The organism is Sphingobacterium ginsenosidimutans (assembly GCF_039536865.1).
GTDB classification, from domain to species: domain Bacteria; phylum Bacteroidota; class Bacteroidia; order Sphingobacteriales; family Sphingobacteriaceae; genus Sphingobacterium; species Sphingobacterium detergens.
On sequence record NZ_BAAAZK010000002.1, the window covers coordinates 1,448,588 to 1,464,365 of the forward strand.

At 42.5% G+C, this 15,778-nt stretch carries 10 protein-coding genes; all 10 read right to left on the reverse strand.

The window, feature by feature from the left end; genetic code table 11:
- Positions 1-10: 10 nt before the first annotated feature.
- The 10 genes from ABFX33_RS05995 to ABFX33_RS06040 all read right to left on the reverse strand — a co-directional run bounded on the left by ABFX33_RS05995 (position 11) and on the right by ABFX33_RS06040 (position 15,750).
- Positions 11-1,498, reverse strand: a complete 1,488-nt coding sequence (locus tag ABFX33_RS05995) for a RagB/SusD family nutrient uptake outer membrane protein (protein ID WP_346084849.1) — start codon at positions 1,496-1,498, stop codon at positions 11-13.
- Between the two features lie 10 nt (positions 1,499-1,508).
- Complete coding sequence (locus ABFX33_RS06000) at positions 1,509-4,943, reverse strand: SusC/RagA family TonB-linked outer membrane protein (RefSeq protein WP_346084851.1); 3,435 nt, start codon at positions 4,941-4,943, stop codon at positions 1,509-1,511.
- A 262-nt stretch (positions 4,944-5,205) separates the two neighbouring features.
- On the reverse strand, positions 5,206-6,387 hold the full coding sequence (locus ABFX33_RS06005; protein ID WP_346084853.1) for a FecR family protein: 1,182 nt from the start codon (positions 6,385-6,387) through the stop codon (positions 5,206-5,208).
- A 144-nt stretch (positions 6,388-6,531) separates the two neighbouring features.
- Positions 6,532-7,143, reverse strand: a complete 612-nt coding sequence (locus tag ABFX33_RS06010; RefSeq protein ID WP_346084855.1) for an RNA polymerase sigma factor — start codon at positions 7,141-7,143, stop codon at positions 6,532-6,534.
- A gap of 770 nt (positions 7,144-7,913) precedes the next feature.
- Positions 7,914-8,480 carry a helix-turn-helix domain-containing protein gene (locus tag ABFX33_RS06015; RefSeq protein ID WP_346084856.1) on the reverse strand — a complete coding sequence of 189 codons (567 nt, stop codon included), beginning with the start codon at positions 8,478-8,480 and terminating at the stop codon, positions 7,914-7,916.
- Positions 8,481-9,368: 888 nt separating this feature from the next.
- Entirely contained in the window at positions 9,369-9,764 is a 396-nt protein-coding gene (locus ABFX33_RS06020) for a hypothetical protein (protein ID WP_346084857.1), read from the reverse strand.
- A 487-nt stretch (positions 9,765-10,251) separates the two neighbouring features.
- Positions 10,252-12,633, reverse strand: coding sequence for a GumC family protein (locus ABFX33_RS06025; protein WP_346084859.1), 2,382 nt, complete (start codon positions 12,631-12,633; stop codon positions 10,252-10,254).
- 20 nt (positions 12,634-12,653) lie between these two features.
- On the reverse strand, positions 12,654-13,448 hold the full coding sequence (locus ABFX33_RS06030; protein WP_346084860.1) for a polysaccharide biosynthesis/export family protein: 795 nt from the start codon (positions 13,446-13,448) through the stop codon (positions 12,654-12,656).
- A gap of 75 nt (positions 13,449-13,523) precedes the next feature.
- Positions 13,524-14,612 carry a nucleotidyltransferase domain-containing protein gene (locus ABFX33_RS06035; protein ID WP_346084861.1) on the reverse strand — a complete coding sequence of 363 codons (1,089 nt, stop codon included), beginning with the start codon at positions 14,610-14,612 and terminating at the stop codon, positions 13,524-13,526.
- A 1-nt stretch (position 14,613) separates the two neighbouring features.
- Complete coding sequence (locus ABFX33_RS06040) at positions 14,614-15,750, reverse strand: glycosyltransferase (RefSeq protein ID WP_346084863.1); 1,137 nt, start codon at positions 15,748-15,750, stop codon at positions 14,614-14,616.
- Positions 15,751-15,778 lie beyond the last annotated feature (28 nt).

Sequence of the window (15,778 nt, forward strand, 5' to 3'; positions counted from 1 at the left end):
CTTTATTAACTCAATTCTGAACCAGGTTAGGATTCGCGGTGATCTCTTCCTCTGGTATCTGCATGATTACTTTTTTGTCGGTCGGGCTGATATTCAGTTCGGCAGAACTACCAGATTTATAATTCCGCGTCATGGGCAGACCATTCCGGAATTCATCGTAACTGGCATGCCCTTCAAATGCCAGTTCCAGCTTGCGCTGCTTCAGGATCTCAGTGAGCAGTGCTTTTCCTTCCAGCCCCGATAAAGCAACCAATCCAGCCCGCCGCCGGATGATATTGACATCATTCAAGGCACTGGCCGCATTATTTAGCTTTGCATAAGCCTCCGCCCGATTGAGGTACATTTCGGCCAGCCGTAGGTAACGGAAGGGTGAAAAAGTATAAAGTGACAGATAGCGGATCATATATTTTGACACTGCCCGTGTATCGTCGGGATATCCTGGTGTTAGATTGTTGATGTAAAAACTATTTCGCTTGTCGTTAGTCTCCAGCAAAGACAGCAAATAAGGAGAAGGCCGATATAATCCACCGGTATAACCGATCTGTACCGGCATCGCAAAATAATTGCTGATCAGCCCCTGCGAATAGTCTATATTTACCGCAAAGATGTCCTCTTTGTTGTTGATGTTATTTGTTTTATAATAATCGACATAAGCCTGGTCCTGCAAAAGCTGATAGCCCCCCTCTTTAATCACTTTGTCGGCATATTCTGCGGCTTTCTGGTTGGCACTAGCTACCGGATTATCGACAGTTCCACCCATGTACAGATACACTCTGGACAGTAATGCATAGGCGGCGTATTTACTGCCATAGCTGTTTGATTTCTTTTGTGCCAATAGCGGTGCTGCTGTCTCCAGATCGTTTAGGATCTGTGCGTACACCTGCTGTACAGAGGCTCTTTTCGGCGCAAATTCAGGGCCGTTTTTATCATCTAGAACAAGCATCACCCCCAGCGATTCACTGGGCGACTGATAATAGGGTTTGCCATAGAGACGTACCAGGTTGAAATAGACATAAGCCCGTAAAAATAAGGCTTCGGCTTTTGCCTGCAAGATTTCAGGGTTTGTTTCACCTGTTTTCACATGGCCCAATATCTTGTTGAGGTGCAGCAGAACAGTGTAACTTCCGCGCCAAAACTCGTAGCTATGCGAACGGTCTTTTGTACTGGAGTTGATATAGTCAAACACATCCGTATTCTTGTTCACCTCGGCATCCAGCGCCCTGATCGTGTTGCCCTTTGCCTCCGAGAGGAAGATGAGCATATCATTATAATTAAAGGAAGATGCTACCGCACCACCGGCCACCAGGTTATAAGCGCCCACCACAGCCTTGCTATAGCCTTCGGGGCGTTCAAACTGAATATCCTCAAAAATAACATTATGCGGACGGAGTTCATCCAGCTGCTTATTACAGCTGCTTGTCAATCCTGCAACAAGCATGCTGACTAGAAAATAAAGACTTCTATTTCTATGATATCGGTATATAGATCTGATTTTCATCTGTAAATAATTAAAACGTAACTTGAACTCCCAGTAAAAAACGTCGTGGATTTGCAAAGCCCGCGCCTACACCGCCAAACGAGCTTCCGCCGAGTGCAGCCCCTTCGGGATCCGCACCTACAAAATCTTTGTCTTTAATGACCAACAGATTGTCTCCGCTGAGGTATACGGCCGCATTTGTCATTTTTATACTTTTCAGGATATGCTGCGGCAAGGTATAAGCCAACCGCACATTGCGCAAGCGGGCATGGCTGCCATTTCCCCATATTCTTGAGGAGCGGTAAGTCAGTGCCGTCCAGGCATTAGGATCCGTGCTGAATACATCCGGATAGTTGGCCTCCGTATCGCCCGGTCCCTTCCAGACATGCTGGTTATCGCCGAACGCGATATTATTGCGGCCCTGTCTTGGTGATGTCGGACTCTGAAAGTTATTGACGATACTCATCATCAAATAATTGCCATACTGAAACCACCATTCAGCGCTCAGGGTAAATGCTTTGTATTGAAAAGTATTGGTAAAACCGCCAAAAAACTTTGGTGTAGCCGAGCCAATCGGCTGCCAGTTGCGCAGGTCGCTCGTAGCGCCGAGTCCCTCTACAATCGTTTTTTCACCATTGACAAAGTTATAATGCTGCATATTGCCATTATCCGGATTGATACCGGCATATTCGACGGCCTTGATGACGTTAATATCCTCACCGATCTTTCGGTAGTAAGCGCGCGAATAGCCATCCAGCAGCGAGTCCTGATAGAGTTTTGTGGTTTTATTTTTGTTGACGCTAAAATTAAGGCTACTATGCCAGTTAAAATCGGTTGATTTAATCAGATGCGCATTGAGCATCAATTCCAGCCCTTTATTGACAATCTGCCCTACATTTTGGTATTGTGCCAGCGAACCTTGGGCAGAGGGCAATAGTACATTCTGCAGTAGTCCATCGCTTCGCTTATGGTAAATATCGAAGGTGATACCCAAACGACCAAATAATAGGGCATCCACCCCAATATTGGTATTGTATAGCGTTTCCCAAGAGATGATGGGATTTGCCAACTGCGAAATGCGGACCCCTGTATTGCCCTCCTGCTCATAACGGAAGAGGGAACTGCCATTTCCTGTTGCATAGAAGGTTGTATTCAAATAGCCATCCCCCAGATCGCGCCCCGAAGTCCCATACGAAGCACGCAATTTGAGGGAATTAATTGCTTTGACATCTTTTAGAAAATCTTCCGCAGACAGCAGCCAGCCTGCGCTCAGGGAATAGAAAGTACCATACCTTTTGTCCCGTCCAAAATTGGTTGTTGCATCTGTCCGTACCGACGCTGAGGCCAGATATTTTTGTCTATAGCTATAATCGGCCTGTCCGAATACCGAAAATGTTGCTCTTTCCCGATAAGCTCCGATCGGTGAATAAGGTGTTGAATAGGCCAGGTCTACTGCACTGCCAAACCTTTTTGCCGCCCCCATATTCCGTTCACCGGCAAGCAGATCGTTCATATTGACCGTAGACAAGTCTGTGGTACGTTTGCCCCACTCCTGCCCGACCAGCGCCGACAGATTGTGCTGCCCAAAATTTTTCCGGTAATTCAATGTATTGGATGTCAGATAGTCGACCATTTTTGTCTCGTCCAGATCCAAAGTTCCATTGGGCACGGTCATGCCCGGCCGGAATAAATAAGGAAAGCCACCATATCGCCCAGAAAATGATCTTGGATCAAAATAAGAGTTGACATTTGTACCCATATAATTGATTGAGTTGGTACTCTGGATACTCAGTTCCGGCAAGATATCATAGCGTAAGCGCAAACTACCGAGGTGATTTTGCACATTCGTCAAACGTGTGTTGTCATAATCCTTTTCGGCAAGAAAGTTTTGCATCCAGCTTGTCGTGACCGGACCATAGTTGCTCGATTGTTTAAGCTGCAAGCTATCCAGCAAATTGCCCTGCTCATCATAAGGCGACATAAAAGGCTGGATCATATACAGTTCAGGAACACCGTTTCGCCTCGAAGTTCGGTCTACGATGGTACTGAGGTTAAGGCTAGTGTGAAATTTGCGCGATACAGCGTGATCAATATTGACCCGCAAGCTTTTACGGTCAAAAGAATTATCATATAACGCACCATTCTCTTTAAACCAGCCTATACCGGCATAAAACTTTGTCTTTTCTGTACCACTTCGGACGCTAATTTCGGTATTGCGCAGGTTGCCGTTGCTATAAATGGCATCTTCCCAGTTGAAATTCCGTGAGCGATCTGCATCGGTATATACACGGCGTTCGCGGATAAAATCATTTACGTCGGGAAAAGTCTTGCGGATAGATTCCGTCTGTTCCCAATAGCGGCGCATCTGCTGATCCATAAAACCGATAAGCTCGGTCGTATTCATAAAGCGCAGGTCGCGTTTTGGCTGGATAATCCCATATTGAATATGTGCATCTACCGTGCTCTTGCCCGACAGTCCTCGTTTGGTCGTGATGACGATGACACCCTGTGCTGCCCGCGAACCATATATCGCTGTCGAAGAGGCATCTTTCAGTATCGAAATATTTTCCACATCGGCTGGGTTCACAGCGTCTTGCACGGCCTGGTAATTGGTAATTACCCCATCGACCACAATCAGCGGTCCCAGATAGTTGTTGGTAGGTGTCGTCATGGAGGACTGCCCCCGTTCGACCACCTGGCCTTTTGCGCCGGACTCACCCGATGTCTCCGTGATATATAAACCTGTGGTTTTGCCCTTTAACATGGACAGCACATTGGACGAGGTGACACTGCTACGCAGGACATCCCCGCTGACCTGCTGCACAGCGCCTGTCACTTCAGAGGCTTTCTTATTCATATAGCCCACCACGACCAGCTCTTCCAGGTACTGGCTCTGTTGCCGCAAGCGGATCGTTCCAAAATTTTCAGTTGCTTTTATCCGCTGTGGCAGATAGCCCAGCAAGGAAAACTCCAGATAGCTTTGGTTGGGTACATGTTCGATATAAATATCCCCACTGCCGTTGCTGCTGGCGTATTTCACCATTTTCAGATCTGCTGAAAGCACTTTAACGGTCACGCCCAAAAGACCATTATTGAGCGAATCGGTCACCCGTCCCCGAACCGTCATTTCATCCTGCGCAACCATCGACTTTCTTGCAACCGTGGCCTGCTGTTCCTTGATAATGATCAGCTTGCCCTCAAGCTCATAGGTCAGCGGCAGTCCTTGAATGATGGACTGTATAGCCTCCTGGAGCGGCTGATTTTTAATATCGAGGCTTATGTTCCTGTTGCTCTCCACTTGCTGCGCGGACCAGATGTAGTGGTAGCCGGTCTGTTTGTTGACCTCCCGAAAGGCTTCCTTGAGCGTAATTTTTGTGCGCCTGAGCGTCACCATCTGCGCAGCCGTCTTGGCGCTGATATGGACCAAAAACAAGCTACAAATTATAGCGGTAATTGCTGTTTTCATAATACACGTTTTGGTTCGGTTAGGTAACCAATGTACATCTTTCCTGTTTATTTTATACATTTGTGTTGGTTGGTTAGGTATTAAAATGTGTTGTTCAAGATAGTTTTGATCACGACTGACAATGTAGTTCAGGGGCGCCGCAAACGCCCCTGATTATTGCCCGGTTCGCCATCTTATCATTTTCTTCCATTATTTTATTTCATAGGCAATCTGGTTTTTAGGTTTCCTTTTATCGTTTGTAATCCTTGTCTTTTATTAGCGTTTATTTTTTCCTGACAAGCAGCAGGTTGCCTTTGCGCTCAAATCTGACATCACCCGTTTTTTCCAAGGTTTTCAGCAATGTATCCAGGTTCTCGTAGCGGGGTATGATGCCTTCAAATTTCAATTTCTTTAAATTGGCATCTTCAAATTCAACATCGATAGCATACCAACGCGCCACCTGGTTTAAGATGATCTCCAGCGATTCATCCGAAAAATTGAATGTACCCTCTTTCCAGGAGATATAACCCGAGCTTTCGACATCCGCAATTGTGATTGCCCTCCCACGAATGGTGGCTTGCTGATTTGGTTTAAGGTATTGTTTGTTTGATCCGTCCGGCAGCGACAGCTCGACCTTGCCCTCGACCAAGGTCGTCCGATCCGGCTCACCGTTGTAAGCTGTGACGTTAAATGAGGTGCCTAGCACCTTGATGGTCTGACCTGGGGTATGCACGACAAACGGCAGCAGTATTTTTTCCTTACCTTTTGTCCTATACTGGTGTGCCACTTCAAAATAAGCCTCCCCTTCCAGTTCCAGCGTCCGGGTTTCGGCAGTCCGATCAACGATATAGCGCAGACGAGAATCCGCATTCAGCCAGACTTTTGATCCGTCGGGAAGCGCAATTTTATAGGTGCCCCCTTTGGGGACATCAATGACCATATTTCGTCCGCTCACATCCTCAGCAGCTACTCCTAGGACCAATGATCCATCTGCATAAGCCAGTTGCTGCCCCAGGACAATCTCCGACTGGCTTTCGCTCAGGTCCACTTGCGTACCATTGTCCAGCCTGATTGTTGCTTTATTTCCACCTGGTAAAACCCTAGCCTGTCTCGGAGCGTTTGCATCGTTATTGACCAGATAGTGTATGGTAAGCCCCAGCCCTGCCAATAGGACGATTGCACCCACAAGCCGGATCCACTTGTTTTGAAAGCTTATTATTTTTGCCGGCTTCGGCTGTTGAATTGTCTGCAAGACCTTTTGCTCCAGCCCCTGCAACCAATTATCTTCGGTATCAAGCTGCTCTCCATGAATAGGATCGCTTTTAAATCCCCGCCCAATCAGCTGGCGCAGTTGTGCATCGTTTTGCTCATCCGCGATCAATTGCTCCAGCTCCAGCATTTCCTTTGGGGTCAATGTATTCGCCAGGTAACCTTCAAACAATTCTGAAAAACGAGAAGTTTGCATAGCTCTTTTTATTTAGTAATACGAACGAAATGAAAAAACCAATGAAGCAATCTGAAAAAAAAATAAAAAAATTTATAGCACAGCCTTTAGGTATGACCCGCTTTCCGGTGAAGCCTTTTGAAAAGAAGCTTAAAATAGGGATGTTTAGAGTGTATCCGGGGCAAAATTCGCAAATAAAAATACTAGCAATACCATTGACGCCAATTCAGGGTGCTGTCTGAAATAAGCCTTGATGGAAGCATTCGCATTGGTGATATGGGAATTTACTGTGGCGACCGAAATGGATAAAAGCTGGCTTACCTCTTCATAGCTCTTGCCTTCTATTTTGCAGAGTTCAAAAACCCGGCGACGTTGCTCGGGCAACTGCTGGATACCACGTTGTAGCACAGCCAGCAATTCTTTATCAAAGATCCCCTCTTCGATATGGGAGTAAGCTTCGATAATATGAGCGAAATAATCAACAGACAAGCGTTTTTCACGTGCGGCTTTGCGTAATCGGTCATAGACCAAATTTTCGGCTATCTTGTACAGATAGCTCAGGTAACGTTCGGGGTCCAGGTTATCCCTATTTTTCCAAACCCGCAAAAATAGTTCCTGCAGGAGCTCTTCGATATCCTCCCGGGACTTGATCAACCGTGACATGGACAAAGCCAGCGCACCTTTGTATCGGCCCATCAGCTCCTCCAATGCCAGTTCATCACCTGCTTTCAGGCGAAGTAGTATATCCGATTCCGTTGTATAAGCTATGTTTTTCAAGTAAAACGATCAAGTTGGGGTTGCCTGCCCTAAAGTTAGTAATAACAAGTTAAAGCGCAAAGCCTCTGCCCAGATCTTAAGCCAGCCGATGAAATTCAGGTTGCCAATACAAGGGTGCAAACAGACCTGGGTGGACACTCTAGCAGCATATTGTCTCCATGATATGCCGTAATCTAAAACTATTAAAAAGTTCTTTTAAAAAGTAAGTGGTATCAGAAATGCTCCATGATGCTTTAAGACGACTGTAGTTTTGTCATGCGGTTCAATTTGGCACAGAATGTGTATTAGTTTAGACTCATAATTTAGGTTTATAATTGGTTAGTTAAGACGCTTGCATCTCCCCGGTTCAAGCGTTTTTTTATGCTTTCATACCAGTAAAATAAAAAAGGCCGGATCAATTGCTGTTCCGACCTTAAAAAAACTATCCTTTAATCCTACGTATACCTTCAATCTTAGCATATCTTCAACTAATGAACAATGCTAAAGGCAAAATAGTTTCAATAAATGGTCAATGGGTTTGTAGGTCCTAATTTCCGCATAACCTTGCTCTGACACAACGAATAGGCATTGCCGTTCTCGGCATAATTCCAACATCAAATGACTGAACAATTAACTCAAATAGAAAAACACTTCTGTTTTAACAGAGAAATGGTAAAATTTAAAACGAGGTAAATGGATTTTTAAACCAATAGACTATTGAAATATAGCGGATAGGTATTGTGCGTTGGTATTGAGCGCAAAATGAATTCATATGACGCAATAATATGAATCTATTTTTTCTGGAAATACTCTGATGGGGGAACGCCCATTACGGATTTAAATACCGAAGAGAATTTGCTTATGCTGGAAAAACCGGCACTTTCAGCAAGGATGGAAAATTTGACATTGAGCAATTCAGGGTCACGTTCAACTCTTTCAATCAAGTAAGCGATACGGGCCTGTTGGACGTAATTGTTAAAATCCTGACCTGTAACCATATTGACAATATAAGAGGCATAACGTTGGTTGGTACTAAGTAAATCAGCCAGATCACCCAAACTCACCCCCTTCTTTAAGAAGAACTTATTGCTATGCGCCTTATTGAATTCTTCTATTAAACGATCTGCAGTAATCTTGCTGATTAATACTTCCCCTTTTTTGGATTGTTCGGTTTCAATTTTATCAGGAATAATTTCATCAAATTCTTCATCCTCTTTGATAACAGAATCCAATGAAGATACATTCTTTTGCTCTTTTTTTAATTGCCGCTGTTTGTAGGTAATGACTAACAAAAGCACATTAATTACGCAAATGGTAATATTTAAAATGAGAATTAGAATGTTGTAATTGCCTTCCATAAATTTTGTTAATTCACTTTACAATACGTATTAATTACTACAAGCAGTTATATCATAGATTTCGAACCGAGACATTCCTACTAAATATTAAATCATTGAAGTAAACGGTTAATTGACTAATTTTTAGAGATAAAAATATCTCCGGAGCGTTTACTATTTTTTCAAAGTAGCCTCCTCTCTTTGATCACAGCGCTTATCCTTTATTGCTATTCAATAAAACACTTTGCCGCTATTCAAAATTCAACAAAACAAAGTCTATATGGACTATTTCGGACAGCCTACCAAGCTTTCCATTTTCCGTAAAAAAAACATTCGGTATATCTATACAGCATAAAACATACATTTTGAATATCCAATAAATCAATATTTCACCAAGATTTTCCGTATCTATAAAAATAGATTTTACTGATATCAACAACTTTCTTTCACATATTGGCAAACACAATTCGGCAACGCTAAAGCAATGATCCTTTTTTTGTAGACATATCGCTACAAACCTCCACTTTATTCAATAGCTTAATCATCTATACAGTTATATAAAACCATATCCAGCGAAAGTCGATCCAATCATCTTTTTATGCATTCCATACTGATGCATGAGGCTCGTTGTATTTAAAAACTTGTGTAACTCTTGTTGAATCGGCTATTCATTTTATAGTTTCACAGATAGATGTACTAAACATAGAGAAAGTTATTATTAAAACAAAATAACTTTTCTATTAACTATTTTTCAAATAACAAGAAAATCAGCGTTTTGTTTGTTCTCTTACTAAGAGACAGCCATTACTTTAACATGGTGGATTTATAAAAAATGGCGTTATTGATTTTACCCTCTTAAGGATTAAAACTGATTACCAGTCTATCTAAATATGTAAGAGAGCGCTCGAATTAGCTATTCTTCCTTCTTTTTATACGCATAATATCAATTTTGTAGGTCTTTTCTGCATAATTGATTAGGATTTCAAGATCATTAATTTTATTGGTTAATACATTTTGGAAACGTAATAACTCCATGTTTCTATTTTTGAAATTAGCCAATTCTGATTCAAGCCGTATAATTTTCTCCTCAGCTGAAGGCCTTATATCTTTTTCACTCGTATTTTTACAATTTATATCCTTGTTTTGTTCTTTCTCAATGTGATCAGCTTTCATAGCACGCTTCGCCCAACTGACTATTGTTCTCCTATCTTTGACCTGACTCTGCTCCATCGCTTCCTCAATCGTTAACTTGCCCATTAATACCTGCCTGGCGACATGTAACATAAGCGTCTTTTTCTCATTCATACACAACTTGACACTAGGTTAAAACTTATTACAATACATATATCTACAACTATCTAATCTATACGTTTAATTGGTTAGTTTTTCCAATGAAAGACCGTGATCAGACCTATAGTCGATCACGGCTTTATTCATCGAAATAAAAACATGAAAGATCATGTTGCGTTCTTGACGCTCTACTTATTCAATGCTATGATGATACCTTCCAGACCTCCATTATCAAGATTGTAATCAATGAACTTGCCAGAACAACTAAACAAATTTTACGAGAATTTTATTGATTTCAAACTACCATCTATCAAAACTTTCAGTTAACGGACATTACGATAAAAGAAAACTTTAATAAATATCATTCATCAACTATAATCCCAACTATGTACTGATCATATTTTCATCGACTAAAAAAAAATTTTCAGGAAACACTCAATTTTTAGCGTCAAAATTCTTGAAATGTAAATCAAAAACAATTTTATATTTTATACGTTTTTTATCATCTAAACAGATTACGAATCTTTCGAGCAAATCTTTTCCCAAAACCTCGCCCTTCGTCGGCATTATAACCGTAGCCGTAACCATAGCCATAACCATAGCGCGATTGCCCCATTTCAATTCCATTGAGGATCACTGCAAGATTTGATAGTCTCTTTTCTTCGTAAATTTTCTGTATTTCTGGTAATTGACGTTTATCCATTTTCCCCGCCCGTACAACAAATAATGTCAAATCTGAAATACGGTCTACAACAGTAGCATCTGCAACTATTCCCATCGGCACCCCATCAATAATAATATAATCGTATTGATTACTTAGCTCAGCAATCATTTGATCAAGTCTTTTGCTCAATAATAATTCAACAGGATTTGGTGCTTCTGTACCAATGGAAATATAATCAACATTTCCACCGCGCAAATTTCTGTGAATTATTTCTTCTATACTAAGATTAATATCGGAGAGGTAATGGCTCACACCTTTGCCCTCTTTGATACCGATACGCTTACTTAGCGTTCCCTTGCGCAGATCCAGATCGATAACAACAACTTTTTTATCCAAAAACGACAGCGTATTGGACAGATTTAATGAAGTAAACGTCTTCCCAACGCCTGGGATAAAAGATGTGAACGTAATTACTTTAGGATGTTTTCCCTCCCTGGACATAAAACTGATGTTTGTGCGGAGGATACGGAATGCCTCTGTCAATGGATCCCTACCCACACTACTAACCAATATACTATCCTGTGCCGATCGCCTCGTTCTGATGAAAGGTATCTCACCCAATAGCGGCACCGTGATAGCATCTTCAACATCCTGACGGCGTCTGACCCCGGTGTCGAGTATCGATAGGGTCAAAATAATAATGGCTGGCAAGATAAAACCAATTCCTATCCCCAAACCTAATTTACGAATTTTACTAGGGCCGATTGGCTGAAACGATGCTGTCGCGGGATCAATAATCCGAATATTATCTTCGGTCATTGCCTGATTTATCGCATTTTCTTCACGTTTGTTCAATAAATACAGGTAAAGTTCTTCCTTTACTTTTTGTTGCCGTTCAACAGATAACATCACCCGTTGTTTTTGCGGAACCTGTAGTGCTTTTCCCCGAGCCTGATATTCTTCGCGTTTCATGTTATTGGCCTTGATATGAAGCCCACCAATTGCATTATCTACCGCTCGGGCAATATTGTTTCGTATTGCATTCAGGCCTTTATCCAGATCCTGAACAACAGGATTGGCCTCACTGCTCCCTTCGATCAGGCGATTACGTCGCAGTAGTGTTGCATTATAGTCGCTGATCTGAGCCTCGACACTCGCGTCCACCAAACCAGTATTGTTGGGTATCAAATCAGTTCTTTTCGCTTTATCTGCCAAATAATTACGCATCATTTGCGCAAGATTCATGTCGGTCTCTACCTTTGTCCGTTCGGCCTGATATGTACGTGTATCGGCAAAATAGGCTTGGCCCACCGTTGCAGCATCCATTCCCTGATTTTGTATCCGCAGGTCCTGAATATTCGACTCCACAGCACCAAGCTCCTGTTCGATGATGGACAGACGCTCCCTGATAAAATTGGCTGTGTTTATACCAATCTGATTTTTATCCTGCAGCGCGATCTCATTATAGACGACCACCATCTCCCCGATCAGGTCCGTTGCACGTCTGGGATTGGTATCCTCACAGACCAACTGAAGTAAAGAGGCATCCTCCTCCATCTGTGTGATGGATAGGGTCGATACAAAGTAGTCTACCATATCCTCCAGTGCATATTTGCTTACCTTGATCTCCTGATCAAGATACGAATCTGTAATATCCTTATTCCCCTGGACAACAAGCTGTCCTATGGGCGTCTTAACCGTCTTACCCAAGGCAGTTTTAACCTCCAAAGCTTTATTTCCTACACTCCAATTGGATAACAATACTTGATTATTCCCCAACAATGTCACTGTAAACGAGAACGATGCTTCTTCCTTCACTTGCGGCAGGGTAATTAATACAGGACTATTCTTGTAGAGTTCTTTCTGCCTTAACCCTTCTACGATTGAGTAGCTCATTTCTGCCCCGATCCGTTTCACCGTCTGCCGCATCAGCTCTTTGGATTTTAGCTGTAGAATTTCACTCGCCACACTGATTGAGTTATAGGCCTCGTTCGTTCTTGAAATCCGCGCTGTTCTCGGGGTATTCATCGGTGTTTTGATGATGATCGTTTCCGCACTTCGAAAGATGAAGGGAGATTTTGCATACTGGTAATAATAATACGCGCCAAATATAAGAATGGATAAAGCAAACCATTTCCAATGGTAGAGCAAATGCTTTAACACATCCAATATATTGATAGATCTGTCTTTTTGTATTGTGGTATATTCTGTTGCTTTCATCTCTTAGTTATTTTATCACGTTATTTTAACAGGTTTATCGCAGTTAATATGACAGTAACCACACCTGTCGCTATGGCGGCAAATCGCCAGGTCCGATCTTCCTTCGGTGTGCTCTCAGCAGCAATCGGCTCTACATAAACGATATCATTTTGCTGTAGGTAATAAGCCGGTGAATCGAATATATCTTGAGATCCGATATTATTGATCAGCTTTTTGCGTACGCCATTCTCCTCACGTATGACCGTTACGCGGTCTGAAGCAGCATTGCGTGTCAACCCACCAGCTTTTGAAATGGCCTCCAGTAGATTAATACGAGCATCCGGAACATCAATAATACCAACTCGATTCACTTCCCCCATCACGTTGACCTTGAGATTCAAAAGCTCAACCTTGACAATCGCATCTTTGATAAACCCGCCGTCCGAAAGACGCTTGGACAATAGGTCACGAACCTGCTCCAGGGTTAATCCTTCCAAGTGGAAATTACCCAAAATTGGGAAGGTGATATTTCCTTGCTGATCGATCAAATAACTCTGGCTTTCCTGTCCAGCAGTATTGCTACTCACACCATTTTCCTTTTCGCCCAAACTGTAACTTCCGCCAATCACATTAAAAGGGGCCGCAAGTTCAGGGTTTTTTGCACTGATTTTGATGCTTAGCCGGTCGCTTTTTTGCAATTTTAACATCGGAACATCAAGCATACGATAGTCTATATTTGGAACCATGTCATTGACATAAACAATTTTCTTGGGGGTCGCACAGGAACTAAAGAGGGCCAAACCAAGTAAAACAATCCATAAAGTGAGTTTTTTCATATTTTTATTAATAAGTTAATTTTTACTACATCTGATATTATATCGCTTTGTTATACGAGCTCCCGAGCTCATACATTATCTATCTTTTACGCCATTAAAAAAATGTATAAATGGAAACCAAAATGCTTCCTTAGGTACATAGGGAAAATATTTCAGTAAACGTTTTGTCAAGGTAGCTGTCCGGTTTTTACGCAGCATATAGTCGCCTTCTATCTTTTCCATATTGGATGTATCATGAAATCCAAAATTACCAACCGTCCAAACCTCATCTATAATCGCTAAGGAAGAAGGCGTCTTGGAGACAGGAAAAGGGAGCTTTTCTTTGCGAAGACCAATATTGTCGACAAGCAGCTGATGTACCGCAGTAAACCAACGGCTCAGTCCCAGTCGATTATAAATTTGATTTAATCTTTCTCCTTCCAGCTCTACGTAATAATTGTTATATAAAGAGGCCAAATCGCAGAATTGACGCAGCCCAACACCAAAGGCAAGTGAATGTTTAAGAATATGTGCCGCAACCTGCAATACCTGAACTTGAGGAGCCAATATTGGAATCTGCTTTCCGTCTAGCGTTACCGTTGTATCCGGAAAATCTCTTCTCAACTGCTTCAGTATTTTTTTCGAAAATGGGTTATACAGGTCAAATAGCCGATCATGAAGATCCAGCTCACTCTCTTTCCAAAAGTAGACTTGGCTCCCCTCCAGCAATTTGGGAACACCTAGTCTTGTCAATTGAAGACGAGCTAATGCCAACTCTTCCTTACGCTCAAAATACCAATCAATATCTCCACAAACACGGTGTGACGGATTAGCATAAGTTGCCGCAAGTCCTTGTCCTTTCAATAAAAGGGGTTGTAGGCCATGCCCTGTAAAAAATTCATATTGCTCAGCGATATGCTTGTTCGCAAGCTGATTACGGCGCTCAATCCGATCCACCTGTACCGACCACTTTATCTGCAATAGTCTAGGTGGCAAATTTTCTGGTCTCAAACGCAGGATACCATCGTATAGAATTGCCTCAACGGTTTGTTCCCTTGCTCGTTTGTACAGCAGAGACCATTCGTCATCCGACAAGGGAAAAAACTCTTCGTTGCGTTTTCCCTCGCCCCAGAGCCCTGTCTTCAATAGGTAGAAGAATGCCTTTTCCATGTTCGTATTATCCATATCAATTCGCCAAAAGAGTATTAGTCGCCAACGCCTGCTTATAAATAAGCAGGCATTTTTCTATCATTTTGTCCCGGGTAAAATAGTCTTGAAAACGCTGTAGGCTTCCTTCAGCATAGTTTTGGTAGAGCGCGCTATCAGATCCGATCCGGCCAATGGCAAGTGCAAGTGCCTCAGCATCTCCAGGTTCAACAACCAAGCCCGAGATTTCATGTTGATTTACCCAACTTACCCCTGAACCGGGTATCTTCGTCGATACCACAGGTTTGCCACAGGACATTGCCTCAATTTGCACAATGGCAAAGGCCTCCGTTTTCCAGATCGAACTCAAGCAAAAAATGTCCGCCGCAGCAAAATAATTCGCAAGCATTTCATCATCAACAAAACCGATCATACTCACTTTCTCCTGCAGTTTCAGATCAGCAATAAGTTGTACAAGCTGATCTTCAAGCGGTCCTTTTCCCCCAATAACAATATGAAAACGGTCGTCCAGCTGTTGCGCCGCACGGATCAAAAATTCGTATCCTTTATATTCCACGAGCCTTCCAAGGGAGAAAACCATAATTTTGTTGGAATAGTGGTTTCTGATCGCATCGACTTCCATTGGTTGAGCAACAATAGCATTCACACCAATGGGAAGGTTATCAATTTTATGCTGTACATGCTGTAAGAATGAAGATTCTTGTACATAGACAGGCGTTGTTCCCAGGATTTTGTCAGCTCGTTTTATCAGCCAGCTCTGCAGTGGTTTATACAATTTGAGCAATGTTTTTTGTTTGATAATATCTGAATGCCAGTGTAGAATGACCTTACCTTTATAGCCTGAGAGATACAAGGCCAATGTTGCCATTGGATCCGGATGATGGATATGGATCACATCGTAGTTTCCGGCAATTGCACGCAACTTAAAGATCATTCCTGGAGCTAGCATAGTACCTGCCAATTTTATTGCAGTGTCTATCACAAAGAGTGTCGCATTTGAATTTACATGAATTACAGCCGCAGGATGCCCTTCTGTAGCGGCGCATAACATGTCGCAACGTACTCCCGCCTCAGACAGTCCGAGCATAAGATCATACATCACCTTTTCTACGCCACCCCGAACGGGATAAAATTTACCGAGTTGTAATACCTTCATCTTTGTATGTTTATAAATCAATTTGTCA

Coding starts and splice junctions, on each gene's coding strand:
- ABFX33_RS06000 (WP_346084851.1), bottom strand. CDS start 4,943: ATGAAAACAGCAATTACCGCTATAATTTGTAGCTTGTTTTTGGTCCAT.
- ABFX33_RS06020 (WP_346084857.1), bottom strand. CDS start 9,764: ATGAATGAGAAAAAGACGCTTATGTTACATGTCGCCAGGCAGGTATTA.
- ABFX33_RS06005 (WP_346084853.1), bottom strand. CDS start 6,387: ATGCAAACTTCTCGTTTTTCAGAATTGTTTGAAGGTTACCTGGCGAAT.
- ABFX33_RS05995 (WP_346084849.1), bottom strand. CDS start 1,498: ATGAAAATCAGATCTATATACCGATATCATAGAAATAGAAGTCTTTAT.
- ABFX33_RS06015 (WP_346084856.1), bottom strand. CDS start 8,480: ATGGAAGGCAATTACAACATTCTAATTCTCATTTTAAATATTACCATT.
- ABFX33_RS06035 (WP_346084861.1), bottom strand. CDS start 14,612: ATGGATAATACGAACATGGAAAAGGCATTCTTCTACCTATTGAAGACA.
- ABFX33_RS06040 (WP_346084863.1), bottom strand. CDS start 15,750: ATGAAGGTATTACAACTCGGTAAATTTTATCCCGTTCGGGGTGGCGTA.
- ABFX33_RS06025 (WP_346084859.1), bottom strand. CDS start 12,633: ATGAAAGCAACAGAATATACCACAATACAAAAAGACAGATCTATCAAT.
- ABFX33_RS06030 (WP_346084860.1), bottom strand. CDS start 13,448: ATGAAAAAACTCACTTTATGGATTGTTTTACTTGGTTTGGCCCTCTTT.